16 protein-coding genes are annotated in these 14741 nt (G+C 68.7%); 9 read left to right on the plus strand and 7 right to left on the minus strand.

Annotated features, from left to right (window positions below; genetic code table 11):
- Positions 1–53 precede the first annotated feature (53 nt).
- On the minus strand, positions 54–875 hold the full coding sequence (locus tag ABH926_RS04510) for a helix-turn-helix transcriptional regulator (RefSeq protein WP_370364047.1): 822 nt from the start codon (positions 873–875) through the stop codon (positions 54–56).
- A gap of 70 nt (positions 876–945) precedes the next feature.
- Between ABH926_RS04510 and ABH926_RS04515 the strand changes: the two genes are divergently transcribed.
- The 6 genes from ABH926_RS04515 to ABH926_RS04540 all read left to right on the plus strand — a co-directional run bounded on the left by ABH926_RS04515 (position 946) and on the right by ABH926_RS04540 (position 6843).
- Positions 946–2112, plus strand: coding sequence for an FAD-dependent monooxygenase (locus ABH926_RS04515; RefSeq protein ID WP_370364048.1), 1167 nt, complete (start codon positions 946–948; stop codon positions 2110–2112).
- A gap of 169 nt (positions 2113–2281) precedes the next feature.
- The gene (locus ABH926_RS04520; RefSeq protein ID WP_370364049.1) at positions 2282–3127 is read left to right on the plus strand and encodes an inositol monophosphatase; all 846 of its coding nucleotides are present in this window, start codon (positions 2282–2284) and stop codon (positions 3125–3127) included.
- A gap of 102 nt (positions 3128–3229) precedes the next feature.
- Positions 3230–3826, plus strand: a complete 597-nt coding sequence (locus ABH926_RS04525) for an NADPH-dependent F420 reductase (protein WP_370364051.1) — start codon at positions 3230–3232, stop codon at positions 3824–3826.
- Positions 3827–3906: 80 nt separating this feature from the next.
- Positions 3907–5289: a BTAD domain-containing putative transcriptional regulator gene (locus ABH926_RS04530; protein WP_370364052.1), complete on the plus strand. Its 1383-nt coding sequence runs from the start codon at positions 3907–3909 to the stop codon at positions 5287–5289.
- Positions 5290–5395: 106 nt separating this feature from the next.
- Positions 5396–6292 (plus strand): hypothetical protein, encoded by an 897-nt coding sequence (locus ABH926_RS04535; protein ID WP_370364054.1) that lies wholly within the window; start codon positions 5396–5398, stop codon positions 6290–6292.
- A gap of 80 nt (positions 6293–6372) precedes the next feature.
- Positions 6373–6843, plus strand: a complete 471-nt coding sequence (locus tag ABH926_RS04540; RefSeq protein ID WP_370364055.1) for a DUF2690 domain-containing protein — start codon at positions 6373–6375, stop codon at positions 6841–6843.
- A 180-nt stretch (positions 6844–7023) separates the two neighbouring features.
- Here ABH926_RS04540 and ABH926_RS04545 read toward each other — a convergent pair whose 3' ends face one another.
- From ABH926_RS04545 to ABH926_RS04555, 3 genes are all read right to left on the minus strand, one after another.
- Positions 7024–7485 carry a nuclear transport factor 2 family protein gene (locus tag ABH926_RS04545; protein WP_370364056.1) on the minus strand — a complete coding sequence of 154 codons (462 nt, stop codon included), beginning with the start codon at positions 7483–7485 and terminating at the stop codon, positions 7024–7026.
- 86 nt (positions 7486–7571) lie between these two features.
- Complete coding sequence (locus ABH926_RS04550) at positions 7572–8420, minus strand: helix-turn-helix transcriptional regulator (RefSeq protein ID WP_370364058.1); 849 nt, start codon at positions 8418–8420, stop codon at positions 7572–7574.
- 334 nt (positions 8421–8754) lie between these two features.
- Complete coding sequence (locus ABH926_RS04555; protein ID WP_370364060.1) at positions 8755–8991, minus strand: hypothetical protein; 237 nt, start codon at positions 8989–8991, stop codon at positions 8755–8757.
- A gap of 186 nt (positions 8992–9177) precedes the next feature.
- Between ABH926_RS04555 and ABH926_RS04560 the strand changes: the two genes are divergently transcribed.
- Both ABH926_RS04560 and ABH926_RS04565 read left to right on the plus strand, forming a co-directional pair.
- Positions 9178–9693 carry an isoprenylcysteine carboxylmethyltransferase family protein gene (locus ABH926_RS04560; protein ID WP_370364061.1) on the plus strand — a complete coding sequence of 172 codons (516 nt, stop codon included), beginning with the start codon at positions 9178–9180 and terminating at the stop codon, positions 9691–9693.
- Positions 9635–9943, plus strand: coding sequence for an IS3 family transposase (locus ABH926_RS04565; RefSeq protein WP_370364062.1), 309 nt, complete (start codon positions 9635–9637; stop codon positions 9941–9943). Before ABH926_RS04560 ends, ABH926_RS04565 begins: the two co-directional genes overlap by 59 nt.
- An 83-nt stretch (positions 9944–10026) precedes the next feature.
- On the opposite strand, the gene ABH926_RS04570 is transcribed toward ABH926_RS04565, so the two are convergent.
- Both ABH926_RS04570 and ABH926_RS04575 read right to left on the minus strand, forming a co-directional pair.
- Positions 10027–10560 (minus strand): hypothetical protein, encoded by a 534-nt coding sequence (locus tag ABH926_RS04570; protein WP_370364063.1) that lies wholly within the window; start codon positions 10558–10560, stop codon positions 10027–10029.
- A gap of 490 nt (positions 10561–11050) precedes the next feature.
- Entirely contained in the window at positions 11051–11650 is a 600-nt protein-coding gene (locus tag ABH926_RS04575) for a hypothetical protein (protein WP_370364064.1), read from the minus strand.
- 517 nt (positions 11651–12167) lie between these two features.
- Between ABH926_RS04575 and ABH926_RS04580 the strand changes: the two genes are divergently transcribed.
- Positions 12168–12944 carry a hypothetical protein gene (locus ABH926_RS04580; RefSeq protein WP_370364065.1) on the plus strand — a complete coding sequence of 259 codons (777 nt, stop codon included), beginning with the start codon at positions 12168–12170 and terminating at the stop codon, positions 12942–12944.
- Here ABH926_RS04580 and ABH926_RS04585 read toward each other — a convergent pair.
- A complete protein-coding gene (locus ABH926_RS04585) occupies positions 12916–14484 on the minus strand; it encodes an IPT/TIG domain-containing protein (RefSeq protein ID WP_370364066.1) in 1569 nt (522 codons plus the stop codon). The genes ABH926_RS04580 and ABH926_RS04585 overlap by 29 nt on opposite strands.
- Positions 14485–14741: the final 257 nt, after the last annotated feature.

A 14741-nucleotide genomic window follows, 5' to 3' on the forward strand; every position in this document is an offset into this window, starting at 1 on the left:
CTCGACCGTCGTTTGAATGACACCGGCACCCAGCGACTGCGCCTAGGACCTGATCAGGAGGCGGCAATCAGCGGAAGCCGCTCGGCCGTGGGGGTGTGCGCGGCCGCCCGGAACAACGTGAGCCGCTGACCCGGCTCCTGTGCGGGCAGCACGGCACACTCCAGGTCGAGTCGGCCGCGGGGATGCAGCATCACCTTGGTCCCAGCTCGCACGACGGCCACCTCGTGCCGGTCCCACAGGTCGCTGAACTCCGCGCTGGCCATCCGCATCCGACGGATGAACGCCTCGGCCGCCGAGTCGTCGTCACCGACGAGCGACGCGCGCAGATCGGCCACGTAGGCGCGGCTGGTCGGCTCCTGTTCGTCGGGAGGGCTCAACGCGTCGCGCCACGCCCGGTCGGTGAACCAGCGCTCGACGACGTTGCCCCCGGTCATGCCGCCGAAGATCGCCGCGCCGAGCGCGTTCGCGGCCAGTACCTCGCCGGTCCGGTCGAAGACCAGTCCGGCGGTGTCGGGTGCCAGGGCGTCCAGGGCGATGCGCAGGCCCCGATCGACCGTGTGCGTCACCGGGACGCGACGCGGTGCCCCGTGCCCGGCGAGCGTGTACAGGTGGGCGATCTCGTCGTCGGAGAGTCGCAGTGTGCGGGCGATGGCGTCGAGCACGGCGTCGGAGGGCTGCGGCCCGCTGGCCCGTTCCAGCCGCTCGTAGTAGTTGACCGACATGCCGGCCAGGTCGGCGACCTCCTCGCGGCGCATGCCCGGCGTGCGCCGCCGGGTCGAGGACGGTGGAGCCAACCCGTCCGGCGAAAGGGCCTCCCGCCGCCGGCGCAGGAACGCGCCGAGTGCCGTGCGGTCGATCTGCCGTCTGGCTGCCATGCGCTGACGATATCGGCCTCTGATCATCGGTCAGTGGCTGGGCCTTCGGGCCGTGTCCAGACTCTGCGGCATGAGTGCAACGATTCTGGTGTCCGGGGCGAGCGTCGCCGGGCCCGCGGTGGCCTACTGGCTCGCGCGGTACGGCTTCGAGGTCACCGTGGTGGAGATCGCTGCGGCGCCGCGCGAGGGCGGGTACGCGGTGGACTTCAGCGGCCCGACCCACCTGACCGTGTTGGAACGCATGGGTCTGCTGACGGAGCTGCGGTCGCGGGCCACCGGCGGGCGGCCGAGCCGGTTCGTCGACGGGGGCGGGCGCACGATCTTCCGGCTGCCCGCCGAGTTCACCGGCGGTGACCTGGAGGTGCCCCGCGCCGAGGTGTCCGGGGCGTTGCGGGACCGGGGCGGCGACCGGGTCGAGTACGTGTTCGGTGACACGGTCACCGCCTTGGAGCAGACCACGGACGGGGTGCTGGTCTCGTTCCGGGACGCGCCGGCCCGGCGGTTCGACCTGGTGATCGGCGCCGACGGCATGCACTCCACGGTGCGCCGGCTCGCGTTCGCCCCCGAACACGCATGCGTGAGCTACCTCGGCTACCAGGTGGCGGGCTGGGACCTGCCGAACCAGTGGGACGTGCGGGGCGAGCTCGTCTTCCACAACCGGCCCGGCACGCTGGCCGGTCTGTCGGGCGATGCTCGCGTCCCGGCCCAGGCCGACGCGTACGCCCTGTTCGCCTCTCCCGAAGCCGTCGTGCCGCGCGATGACCGGCACCAGGTGCTGCAACGGGTGTACGCCGGTCAGCGCTGGCTGGTGCCGGAGTTGCTGGCCGCCTTCCCGGCGGCGACCGACGTCTACTTCGACGCGGTGGCCCGGGTGCAGCTGCCGAGCTGGACGGCGGGCCGGATCGTGCTGCTCGGCGACGCCGCCTGCGGAGCGACGCTGAGCGGGCTCGGGACCGGCCTGGCAGTGGTGTCCGCGTACGTGCTGGCCGGCGAGCTGGCCAGGACCGGCGATCACGAGCGGGCCTTCGCCGAGTACGAACGGATCGTGCGCCCGTACGCGCAACGGTGCCAGGGCGAAGGCCACCCGGCGCGGCTGCTGGCCCCGACCGGACGGGCCGCGCTGCGCCTGCGCGATCTCGTACTGGGCAGTGCCACCGGACGCGCGCTGGCGATGCGCTTCGGCGGCAAGGCGGTGCCCGGTCCGGACCTGCCGGACTACGCCGCGGACACCCTGTGACGGACCGCTGAGCAGGTCAGAGCTCAATTGCATGACAGTCATTCCAGGAGTGCTTCACATGCACTTGTAGTTAATGAAGGGTACACATACCTTCGAGATGCGGGCGCAAGAGACTCAGCCTCATCGCCCGGTTCGAATTCATCACCCCTGCTCGGATGGGAGAACGGCCATGCCCGAATTGAATAAGGGCACTGATATAGTCACTGACACGACCGCAGCCGCCGGGGCCGCGTCCGACGCCGATCTGCTCGCGCAGACCGCGATCGCCGTGCGCGCGGCGGGCTCGGCGCTGCGTGAGCGCTTCGGCGACGTGGTCCGCTACCAGACCCGCGAAGAACTGATGCGTGCGCTCGCCGCCAACGACGACGCGGCCCTCGACGTCCTGCGCCCCCGCCTCCAGACGCTGCGCCCGGATGCCCGCTGGGTGGAGGACGAGCTGGCCGGCGGGGCCTTGCCGCCCGGCGAGTGGTGGGTCGTGGATCCCGCCGAAGGGAATATCAACCACCTGCACGGCCTGCCGGAATGGGCGGTGACCGCCACCCTGGTCCGCGAGAACCAGGCCGTGCTCACCGTGGTCCACCTGCCGTTGACCGGCCAGACCCACACCGCGCTCGCGGGCGCCGGCGCCCACCTCGACGGCCGGCCGCTGCGCGTGTCCGAGACCGCCGACCTCGGCCTGGGCCTGGTGGCCACGAGCCAGGCACGGCCGGACGAGGACGAGCAGGTCGTGCGGCGCGTCGGGTCCTCGATCACCGCGATGCTCCAGGACGCACTCGTGGTGCGGACCTCCGTGCCCGCGACCCTGCACCTGCTGAACGTGGCCGCCGGCCGGATCGACGCGTTCTGGCAGTTCGCCGGGGCCCGCGCGGACCTGCTGCCCGGGGCGCTGCTCGTCGCCGAGGCCGGCGGACGGATCTCCGACGCAGAAGGCCGCCCGTGGACCCCGGACAGCGAGAGCTTCCTGGCCGCTGCCCCCGGCGTGCACGCCGATGCCGTCGCCGCGCTCTCCCGCTGACTCCTCGAGGACCGCACGCGGGAAACCACCGGCACCGATCAACACCGACCAGCACCACCAGCACCGACCAGCACCGACCACCATCGGAAGGACCAGATGACCATGACCGCCATCGCAGTTCTCGGGAACGGCCGCGTCGGCGGCAGCCTCGCCGAAGCCCTCACCCGGGCCGGACATGAGGTGACCGTGGCGGACCGCTCACCAGGCTCCGCCGCCGAAGCCTCCCGGGCGGCGCAGATCGTCATCCACGCCACGCCGGGCGCCGGCGCGCTGGAACGGCTCGCCGCCCTGCGCGAGGAACTGCGCGACAAGATCCTCGTCGATGTCTCCAACGCCACCGTCGACGGACCGGACGGACTGCCCGCCGACCTGCTCTACCCCGGCTCAAGCCTCGCGGAGCACCTGCAGGAAGCGCTCCCCGACACGCGCGTCGTCAAGACGCTGAACACGATGCTCTACACAGTGATGACCGCGCCCGCCGCGCTGACCCACCCGCCGACCGCCTTCCTGTCCGGTCAGGACGAGCAGGCCAAGCAGACCGTCCAGGATCTGCTCGTCGATCTCGGTTGGCGCGAGGAGTGGATCACTGATCTCGGTGGGATCCGAACCGCCCGCGCCACGGAGGCCGCGATCCTGTTCGTACCGCACGTGATCCGGTCCAGCGGATTCGCGCCCTTCGCGATCTCGATCGCCCGCTGACAGCCGGAAGAGAGCATGCTGGCCACGTCTTTGGCACCCTATGCCAATATTCTGCGAATTAAGCTACTACGCTTCCATATGTGGAATTCAGAGTCCTCGGTCCCGTCGGCATCGTCAACGACGGCGAGTACGTCCGCCTGGGCGGAACCAAAGCCCGGACAATCCTCGCCGCCCTGCTGTTGCGGCAAGGAAAAGTCGTCTCGACCGATCACCTGATCGACGCGGTCTGGGGCGAGCAGCCGCCACCCACTGCTCCGGCCCTGGTCCAGACGCAGATCGCGGCGCTGCGGAAGATCCTCGCGGCCGTCGGCGGCGACCCGGCTCCCGGCATCGTCACCGTGTCGCCGGGCTACCTGGTGCACCGTGCGGACGCCCCGCTCGACCTCGTGACGTTCGAGGAGTCCGCCGACCGTGGCCGCCGGGCGCAGCGGGCCGGAGACCTGGAGCAGGCCGCGATCGCCTTCGGTGAGGCGTTGGGTGCCTGGACCGGACCGGCGCTGGGAGGCGTGGCCTCCCCGCTGGCCAGCGCTGAGGCGTTCGCCCTGGAGCAACAACGGGCTCGGGTGCGCAAGGAGCGGATCGAGGTCGAACTGGTCCGCGGACGGCACACCGACCTCGTCCCCGACCTCTACACGATCGTCAACGAGTCGCCCGTGGACGAAGTGCTCCGGGCCTGGCTGATGGTGGCGCTCTACCGGTCGGGCCGGGTCAGTGAGGCCCTAGCGGTCTGCCGGGAGGGCCGTCGGCTGCGTGCCGAGGAATTGGGGATGGATCCGGGCCCGGCTATGCGCGAGCTGGAGCGTGCGATCCTCAACTGTGATCCGTCGCTCGACTTCCAGCCAGTGGTGCCTTCGACGCCAGCGCCGACAGCCAGCCTGACACCGCAGCCGGCACCAGAACCGGAACCATCCCAGCCGTCAGCGACGGAACCAGACGCGCCCCACCGATCACGGCGCCGAATCCGGATCCTGGCTCCGCTCAGCATGCTCGCCCTTGGCGTGACGGCCGGAGCATGGTGGCTCATCGCCCGGCCCACCACCGCGAATACTCAGTTCAGCGTCGCCGCCGAACCTTTCCACGCCCCGACCACCACGTGCGTCCTCAAAGACACGGCGAACAGCGACGAGCGCAACGGCGTCTTCCTCCAGAAGTGGGACAAGGCCGCGCTGTGCCAGAACGTCGACCGCGCACCGCTGTATCTGGCCCCGTCGACCGCCGCCGGCTCCCCGGTCGTCTCCCGTCTGCGCACCGGCGCTGTCAACGATCCGAGCTGGTTCCTGTGCTGGACGGTCGGTGCCCCGGACGTCGTCGGCAACAAGATCTACTACTACACGATCGGCGACGAACAGGCCCCGGGGCGGGAATACCGGTTCGGCTGGGGCTTCGTCCCGGCCCCCTATCTGAGCATCGGTGCCGATCACACCCGCTCTGGGCTGCCCGAATGCCCTCCGGTACCGGACTGACAGCCGACCGGTGGCGCATCGGCAGCCGATCGGTGGAACCGGCGCCGATACCCCTGGCAGAGGGCTCCGACAGATCGGAGCCGCTGACCAGTCAGGGAGTGCCACCATGTCGCGCAGAGCATTCATTCAGCCGGCGGTCGCCCGGCCGCCCGGGCGCCGCCGGGCCGCCGGGATCACGGCGCTCGCCTCGTTCGGGCTCGCGCCGCTCGCGCTGCTCTGGACCGCCGGGCCGGCCCACGCCTCGGACATCGGCGGCGCCATCAGCCGCAGCGAGGTGATCGCGAGGGCGAACGACTGGCTGAACCGGGCCCCGGCCTACAGCCAGACCACCTATATCTGGGATGTCGGGCACACCGCCCAGTACCGCACCGACTGCCAGGGCTTCGTCGACATGGCCTGGCACCTGGCGTCCAACCCGAACACCGACGGCATCGTGGCCAGCGGCCTGGTCGACCAGATCGCCACGTCGGACCTGCAGCCCGGAGACGAGCTCGACGACACCGCCGACGGCCACGCCATCCTGTTCGACCAGTGGCAGCCCGACCACGTCCACTTCTCCTACTTCACCTTCGGCGGCGGCGCCTCGGGCGTGGCCCCGCCGAGCCACACCGTCGGCGGCATCAACGACGCGAACCTCGCCGGCTGGCCCGCCTCGCACTACACGGCCTACCGCTACAAGCACATCGACGGCGGTCCAGGCCCCGGACCCGGACCCGGACCCGGCACGGTGAACGTCCAGACATTCGCCAAGGCACCGGGCTTCGACGCCCCGGGCGGCACCCAGACCGGAACCCTCAACCAGGGCCTGAACTACGTCTACTGCCGCGTCTGGGGGCCGGACTACCCGGCGGGCAACCCGGCGCAGCACAACCACTACTGGCTCAAGACGGACCTCGACAGCGGCAACCCGACGCGGAACCAGTACGTCCCGGCCTACTTCCTCAAGGACGAGGGCAACGACGTGGCCAATGACGTGAACGGTGTGGCCATCCCGAACTGCTGACCGAGACCCGAGCCAACGTTCTCGGGACAACGATCCCAAGCCAACGATCCCCCGCCAACGATCCAGATAGGGAGTCCGAAATGAAAACCAAGACCCTTGCTTACACCGGCACTCTGGCCGCCGTCTCCTGCGCCGCGCTCGCGGTGCTCGCCGGCCCGGCGTCGGCGGCAGTCCCGACGATGGCGAGCCCGGCAGCCCCGTCAATCGCCACCGCGGCTCCCGCCCGAGCCGACTCGTGCGACAACGGCGACCCCAGCGGCAACACCGACGCCGTGACCGTCCGCACCGCCACCGCCGGCTCGGCGACTGTCGAACTGCGCTACAGCCCGGGCATCCAGTGCGCCTGGGGCCGGGTCTTCGGGAAAGCAGGCACATCAGTGTGGGTGGACCGAAGCACCGATGGCGGCTCGACCTGGCAGGGAAGGCTGGGCCTGGCCACCATCACCAGCGGCACGGACGCCCACACCACCGAGTTCGACGACCACGGAGTCCTGGTGCGGGCCTGCGCGGACGCCGGCAACGGCGACATCCACTGCACCGGGTGGTACTGACCGGCTCACCCGCATAGCGGGCGACGGGGTCTCGCGAGGTAAGACTTCTGCCGCCGGATGGGCCTGCCGGCGGCAGAAGTCTGGATAGTACGCGCCGACACCGTGCAAGAGGTCTCCGAGACCTACGCTCACGCCATGCCCGACTTCGGCATACTCGGAGGTACAACGGCAAGTTCTCCGCTACGCCTCGAGCACGTGAGTTCGCACGGCGTCGTCGCCACGCGTGTGCAGCGCGACGAAGGTGAGCCCGGTCGCCTTCCAGCCCTCGGCCGTGCGACGCGCCGGGATCTCGTAGCGGCCCCAGACCTCCCACATTCCGCCGCCGAGCGAGGCGTCCAGGAGGTTGTAGGCGTAACCCTTGACCTTGACCAATGCCTCGTCGCCAGTCACGACGACGCGGTAGTGGGAGACAGTGTGGAAGCTGGCCTTCTTCGCGTGCAGGCCCACGCGCCAGCCGTCGACCAGCTGGACATTGGTGATCTCCGCGGGCTCACCGCCGGCGAGGCTGGTGAAGTCGACGTCGACCTTGTCGGTGAACAGGGCTTCGGCACCATCCCAGTCCTTGGCATCGACGGTGTCGAAGATGCTGTCGACGAGCTCGATGAGCGCGGCCCGGTCAACCAGCACTGTCAGGTCAGTCATAACCATCCCCTTGTGAACAAACTGCGGTACCGATGATGAGCATGAATCAGACGGTCAACGCTCGGGTGATCACCGCCGGTTCCACATCAGCCCTGTCTGGTCCGCGCCAGCAGCGCCCACGTCTCGGCGTCGCTCGGGGTGTAGACGTTGATGCCGACCTCCGGGCAGAAAGCGACGTCGAGCTGCGTCACCGTGAAGTTCATCAGCCCGAGGTCGGGATGAAGCACCCGCCGCGGTCGCAGTCGGGGCTCGGCGACCTCCTGCCGCGCCCAGACCTCGGCGAACTCCGGCGAGGTGGCCGACAGGCGAGCAATGTTCGCCTCCCACTCCGGATCGCCGATGTGGCGGGCGTAGTTGCAGCGCAGTCGCGCCACGAGGTAGGCGATGTCGTCGTCGTAATCCGGCAGCCATTGGCGGGCGTTCGGCTCGGTGATGGTGCACCACAGGCCGTTGTGGTGCAGGCAGCCCAGGTCGTGCCAGCCGGCGAAGAGCGCGTGGAAGGCGTCGTTGGTGCCGAGCGTGTCCAGGCGGCTGGTCGCGAGCGTCGCCGGCAGCGGGTCGAGCGAGCGCAGGATGGCGAAGACCGCATCAGGGACCACGAGGTCGTCAGCCTGGCCGCGCAGCGGGACGGCACCAGCCAGGACGTGCAGGTGCTCCCGCTCGACCAGGTCCATCCGCAGCGCCTTGGCAAGCGCGTCGAGGACCTGGGTGCTCGCATTGATCGCCCTGCCCTGCTCCAGCCACGTGTACCAGGACAGCCCAACCCCGGCGAGCTGCGCGACCTCTTCGCGCCGCAGCCCAGGGGCCCGTCGCCGAACCCCGTCGGGCAGACCGACATCTTCGGGCTGGATCTTCGCGCGCCGGGTCTTGAGGAACGCAGCCAGTTCGGCCCGCCGGGTCCCCTCGACAGCGCCCCGTTCGCTTGTTTCGGTCATCCCAACTCACTCGCTTCCGCCCCCGGCCTGCCAGTGGATCAAACGTACCCGAGGACGCTCGTCTGCGACCGCCGAGCCAGGAGAGCTCGCCACGTGAAGATCACCACATCGATGCAAGTCATTGCGGCGAGTCGGCTGACAAGCCGGATTCTGAGGAAGACTTCCACATCTGCCACTGAAACATGCCTTGACCTGCATCGACGCCATCAGACTGCCGCTTCCGCATGCCACGAGGCGCCTCGGCGTTTGCACTGGTCAGGAACTTTTGGGAGTTGCCGGCGAGACGGCCGCGGCACGGTCGCTTCTCTTGATTCACTGCCGCCCTACCCGGCCCTCATGCAGCCGTCGATTCGATCTCTTCACTTGTCGGCAGCACCGAGGAGGCAATCGCCGAGCGTCGGCACGGGCAGCCGCCCTTGTCGGCGTCGCGGACGTTGCCGCAAGGGTGGTGTGGTCGGCGTCCGAGGGCGTTGGGCTCGAGGGCCAGCGCCGGGAGGACCGCGCCGACGCGCGTCAGCATGACCGAATCCGCGTCGGGCAGGCAGCCCGACGTTCCCGACTGGTCGATCACCCCCTCCAACCGCCGCCGAGTCCAGTAGCGACAGCGGCCTGGCGACACCCGATGAGACGAACTTCGGCACGCCGGCGACCGTATGAACAGCCTTACACGTCTTACGCTGCCTAGCGTGGCACCGTGCCACCTCAACTGTCGCCAGCTGTCGCCGCTCTCCTCGCAGTCTCAGTCATCTGGCTGGCGGTGGAGTTCCGGCAGAGCCGACGGACCCGCCCGGCAGCGACCAAAGCCCAGGACCACTGCAGCAGGGTCTTCGCTTTTGCCCCGCTGGCCGGCATCGCCATCGGGGCCGTCCTGTCATGGACCACGCCGGACGCCGCCATCAGTCCGCCGGGGCTGATCGCTCTAATCGGCTTGGCAGCCCTGAGCTGCGGCGGCACCTTGCGCCTGTGGTGCTTCCGGACACTGGGCGACTACTTCACCTTCGAGCTGATGACCAGCAGCGACCAGCCAGTCATCGCCTCTGGCCCGTACCGGCTCGTCAGGCATCCCAGCTACGCCGGCATCGCTCTGGCCTCGATAGGCGTAGTGACGCTGATGTCGAACTGGCTGTCGCTCGGCGTCGTCGCCATGACAGTCATGCTCTCCCTCACCGCCGGGATCGAGGTCGAAGAAGAGGTGCTGCGCCGCGAACTGGGCGATGCCTACCGCGCCTACGCGGCGACCACCCCCTACAGACTGGTCCCCTTTGTCTGGTGACCACCACGGGCCCGAAACTCTCCACAGCCGCCCACACCCGGACTGCTTCGACAACTCGATGGTCGAATCGTTCTTCGGCACCCCGCAGCTGGAACTTCTGGACCGGCAGCACTGGACCACCCGGCAGGAGCTGGCGAACGCGATCTTCGAGTACATCGAGGCCTGGTACAACCCGCACCGCCGACACTCCACGATCGGAATGCTCAGCCCCATACAGTTCGAACAAGCACACGCGCTCACCGTCAGGTGAAAGCGCACCGCAACAGTCCGGGAAACCGGGTCAAGCTCATCCGGAGCCTGACCCAGGTGGCTCGAAGACCACTCGCCCGGCTATCACGACGTGCCACCGGGAGCCGCGATGAGGGCGAGCCAGCCCTGCTTCACAGCAGCCTGAGTATCAGGAGTGGCGGCCAGCACGGCGTAGTCCTGGCCAGTACGACCGATAGCACCGACCTTCCAGTCCCCTGCGACCCATCGCATCTGCACCGGAAACACGCCGGTGGTCTGCGCCGTCCCGCCGTGCGCGTTGATGAACGTACTGTCAGTCAGCAGCAGGACCAGGGCGTCATCCGCCGCGACGTTCCGCAGCTGGTACATCTGCGCTGTGGTCTGGAACGTCACCTGCGGGGCCAGTGGTCCGTCGGAGCGCAGCTGCAGGTCGGATCGCAGCTTGACGATGCTCGTAGCAAGGCTCGACGGCAGGGCCGTGTTGCCCGGGTCACCGGCGATGCGCATCACCGACGCGGCGTAGTCCGGATCGAGCGTGGAGGCCGCCGCGTCGAGGTACTCCGACGCCGCGCTCACCGCGCCGACGATCGTGTGCGGGTACCCGACCTCGATGCCGTCGGCCACTCGCGCGCCCCGCACCAGGGAAATCGCCCCCGACGGGACTGCGACAGGGGACGGAGTAGGCACCGGGACCGCGGGGGTCGGTCTGGCGTTGGGACTGCCCCAACCTGGGCGGAGGGCAAGAGATACGACCCATTTGTCCACTATGCTGGGCACGTCGACGATAACGATCAACTGAAAAGTCGGCAAGAACGCTCGGACTGTCCCAGCTCAACCCTGCGGACGCTGAAGACTTCGTCGAGATGCAACGGCCTTTATTGCGTCGGATGCAACATATCGTCGCTTTGTGAAAGCGCTCTGACCTGTCAGTTCTGATATCGAGCCGTACTGCATGGCAGCCATCGTGGGGCTCATATCATGAGATCAATCAGGGCATGATCTTGAGCCTCCAGCAACCGGGGGACCGTCACGCTCCCGCTCCTCTGCGCGCTTACAGGGTGGCGGCGTGCTTGCGGGCGCTCCGCTGCCTCGGGCGGGCAGCGGAGCGCTGGTCGCGTGCGGTGGCGGGCTACGCCTGGGCGAAGCGCCAGTCTCCGGAACCGCTGTCGCGGTCGGAGTAGTAGCTGGTGAAGACGCTGTGCAGCCCGAGCCCGCCTGCCGGCGCGCCGCCGCTGATGTCCAGCCAGCCCCCGTTGGCCTGGCTGTAATTGCTCAGGATGTGCACCACGTCCCCGGCGCGGATGGCGCCGTCTTGGGGCGAGGAGGTCTCGGCGAACAGGAACCACTCGCCGCTGGCGCCCTCGCGGTTCTGGACCGCCGCCGTGGAGACGCCGTATTTCTCGGCGCTGGAGCCCGCGCCCGGGCCTCCGTTCACGTCGAGGTAGGTCGTGGCGCCGTACTGGTTCACCAAGAAGACGAGGTCTCCGGAGACCACCGTTGCTCCGGCGGCCTTGCCGCTCGCCGAGGCGATCTTCCAGGTGCCGCTGAGGCCGTCGCGCGCGGCGGTCGGGGCCGTCTCGGCCGCGTAGGCGGCACCGGACGGCCCGCCCCCGGTGACATCCAGGAAGCCGCCCGTCCAGTTCGAGTAGCCGTTCTGAAGGCTGACCGCATCCCCGCACTTCAGCTCATTGGCTATAATTCTCCCCTTTGCCTTCCCACGCAGACTCACAGGCTGCCCGCGCACCGGATCGGCAGACTATCCGGCGGAAATGGCGAGAACGGCGCTAATACCAAAAACTGGCTGAAACGATCGGGACCGCAAAATCGGCCCCGGCAGCCACTTCCGGCATCCAGGGCCTCTGACCACGGTAACGAAGAGTGCCGACGCCGTGACCCGGCGACCGATGGCGATAGCGGGCGAGAGCGGTGGCCGGTTAGTCCCGGACGCGGGCCGACCCGCGCGCCGGGGGAAGGGCATGGGCCCGTCGGCGTTTCCGCCACGGGCGCTGCCGTTAACGGCACCCCAACTTCGACAGCAGCGCGAACCCCAACCGGGTCGTGTTGCGGCTCTCGGCCCTCCGGCCGCCGGAGGGCCGAGACGATGATCCACCCGGCGCGGCGGTGTCCGCCGCCGCGCAAGGTTCTTCGAGGAGCACACAGCCCGTGAACGACTCCCCGCGCAAGTCAGACCCACGTCACCGCCGTCGCCCGACGCGGTGGCCACTGATGACGGCAGCACAACCCCGATGAGCAAGAAGAAGCAGCACCGGAAGGCGAAACCGACCCCGACAGCGAACAAGCAGACGAAAGACCAGCGGCCTGTTCCCCGGCACGAGCAACAGCTGGCCGTGATCGGGGACACCGTCCTTGACATTGAGGCAGCGTTCCGGCTGCTGCGCGCCAGACCCCGGCGCAGGTCCCTGTTCGACCCCGATCACGCCGCCACCGCCGACCTCCGCAGACCTTTGATCCTCATCACCCTCACCCTCAAAGACGGCGACGAGGCCCAGCTCATCGCCGACGGTTATGTACGTCCGGTCAGTGACCTTTGCCGTGATCTTGCTGTTGATGCGTCATGGATGGTAATCGCTGGCGCATCGAAGTCACGAAGCGGGGAATCCCCGCGCTGTCGAGTGTGCTGCCGGAGCTTGTTGAGAGGGACGGCGCTGGACTTCGTGGACAGCTGGCTGGAGGAGATGCCGTTCTTAATCTCGCCGTCGATGGAGTACGACTTGGACCTCAACGGCTACTTCCTGGCGTCGGCGATGGTCGGCGCGGCGCCGAACACCCGGCTGGCAGCAGCGGGCGACTTGTGCCGGTTCCTGAAGATCCGCCCAGGGGGCCTGGGCCTTTCCTGGGCGCTGAGCCTGTCGGTGCATTCCCAACTTGACCCGTCTGTCAGTAGGCCGCTGTTGTCGTTCGACCGGCTGGTGTATCGGATCGGCCTACTTCGTGTCTGGCCTTGGCTTCGGGAGTATCGGACCGTCATCGTAATCAGAGAGCAGGGGGCTGCTGGTAGGTGAAAGCGTTCCAGGAGTTGCTGCCGCCGGCGGTGGTGACCGAGACGGTGATGTTCTGGCCCGGGGATTGTTGCGGCGCGACGGTGGTGACCTGGGTGTCGGAGATGACGCAGAAGTCGGCCGAGACGTTCTGGAAGGTGACTTGTTGCGTGGTGGCGAGGTCGGTGCCCGTGAGAGTTACGGGGGTACCGCCTTTGGTCGACCCGGTGTTGGGGGTGACGTTGGTGACGGTCGGTTCGGGCCAGTAGGTGTAGAAGAGGCCGGCGGCGGTTCCGCCCGGGGTGGTGACGGTGACTGGGACGGTGCCGGGGTTTCGTGTGGGGGCCAGGGCGAGGGTGAGCTGGGTGTCCGTGGCGGACTGGATGGTGGCGGGGTTGGGGCCGAAGGACACGGCGATCGCACCGGCCAGGTTGAAGCCGCTGATGACGGCGGTGTTGCCCAGGATGGAGGGGCCTTCGGCGGGGTTCACGTCGTTGATCTGCGGGGGTGGGAAGTAGATGAAGTCGCCCAGGAATCCGGTGCCGCCGGGGGTGGTGACCGTCACGGGGACGGCCCCGGCTCCGGCGGGGATGACGACGGTGATCGAGGTCGCGGTGTTGGTGAGGATTGTGGCAGCTGCGGCACCGAAGCGTACGGCGCTGGCGTTTGCGAGGTTGTGGCCGTTGATGGTCGCGGTGGCGCCGCCCGCGGTGCTTCCCGCTTGGGGGATCAGGGTCAGCGGGATGATGCTGAGCGTGCCCGCATCGGTGTTGGTCACGTAGAGGGTGGAGTCGTCGGGGGCGACGGCGACGCCGGTGGGGCCTTGCCCGGTGCTGAGGTTTCCGGTGAGTGTGTTGGTGGCGGTGTCGATCACGCTGGCGGTGTTGGAGCCGTTGTTCGCCACGTAGACGTGGGCGCCGTTCTGGCTGGTGGTCACGAAACGCGGCTCTATACCGACTGGGATACTGGCGGTGATGGTGTTGGTGGCGGTGTCGATCACGCTGATGGTGTTGCCGCTGAGGTTGCTGGCGTAGCCGCGGGTGCCGTCGGGGGTGATCGCCACGACCGCGGGACCGCCGGCCCCGGGGATGGTGGCGGTGATGGTGTTGGTGGCGGTGTCGATCACGCTGATGGTGTTGCCGTCGCTGTTGCCCACGTAGACGTGGGTGCCGTCCGGGGTGACGGTCACGCCGATCGGCGACCCTCCGACCGGGATGGTCGAGATGACGGTGGTGGTGGCGGTGTCGATCACACTGACCGTGTCGGAGCCGTTGTTCGCCACATAGACGTGGGCGCCGTCCGGGGTTACGGTCACGCCGATCGGCGACCCTCCCACCGCGACGCTTGCCGTGACGGTGTTCGTCGCGGTGTCGATCACGCTGAGCAGGCCGTCGCCGGACACGGCCGCGTAGAGGTGGGCCCCGTCGTGCGCGATCGCCAAGAACGCCGGCCCCGCACCGGTGGGAATGGTCGCGAGGACACCCTCGGTCGCGGTGTCGATCACGACGAGCGTGTTCGACGAACTACAGGCCACGTAGGCGCGTGTCCCGTCGGGAGACAGCACCACTCCTAGCGGGTTGCCGCCCACCGGCAGGACGGGGTCGGCGGCCGAAAGCAGGGCAGGGATCCGGAGTCCCCGGCTAGGCAGGGACAACGATCTCGTATTGGTGAACATGACACATACTCCCTTGGATGGTTGGCTGTTCCAGCACGGGTGAACGGCGCCGTGAGAGGATCCACGTCGGTGGCACGGGTCACCGTCCGATCGGCGGAGTCGCCCCACGAACCTGGGCTTGGAACCGGGGGCTTCTGCGGGTCTTC

Origin of the sequence: Catenulispora sp. GP43, assembly GCF_041260665.1 — a bacterium.
Taxonomy (GTDB): Bacteria; Actinomycetota; Actinomycetes; order Streptomycetales; family Catenulisporaceae; genus Catenulispora.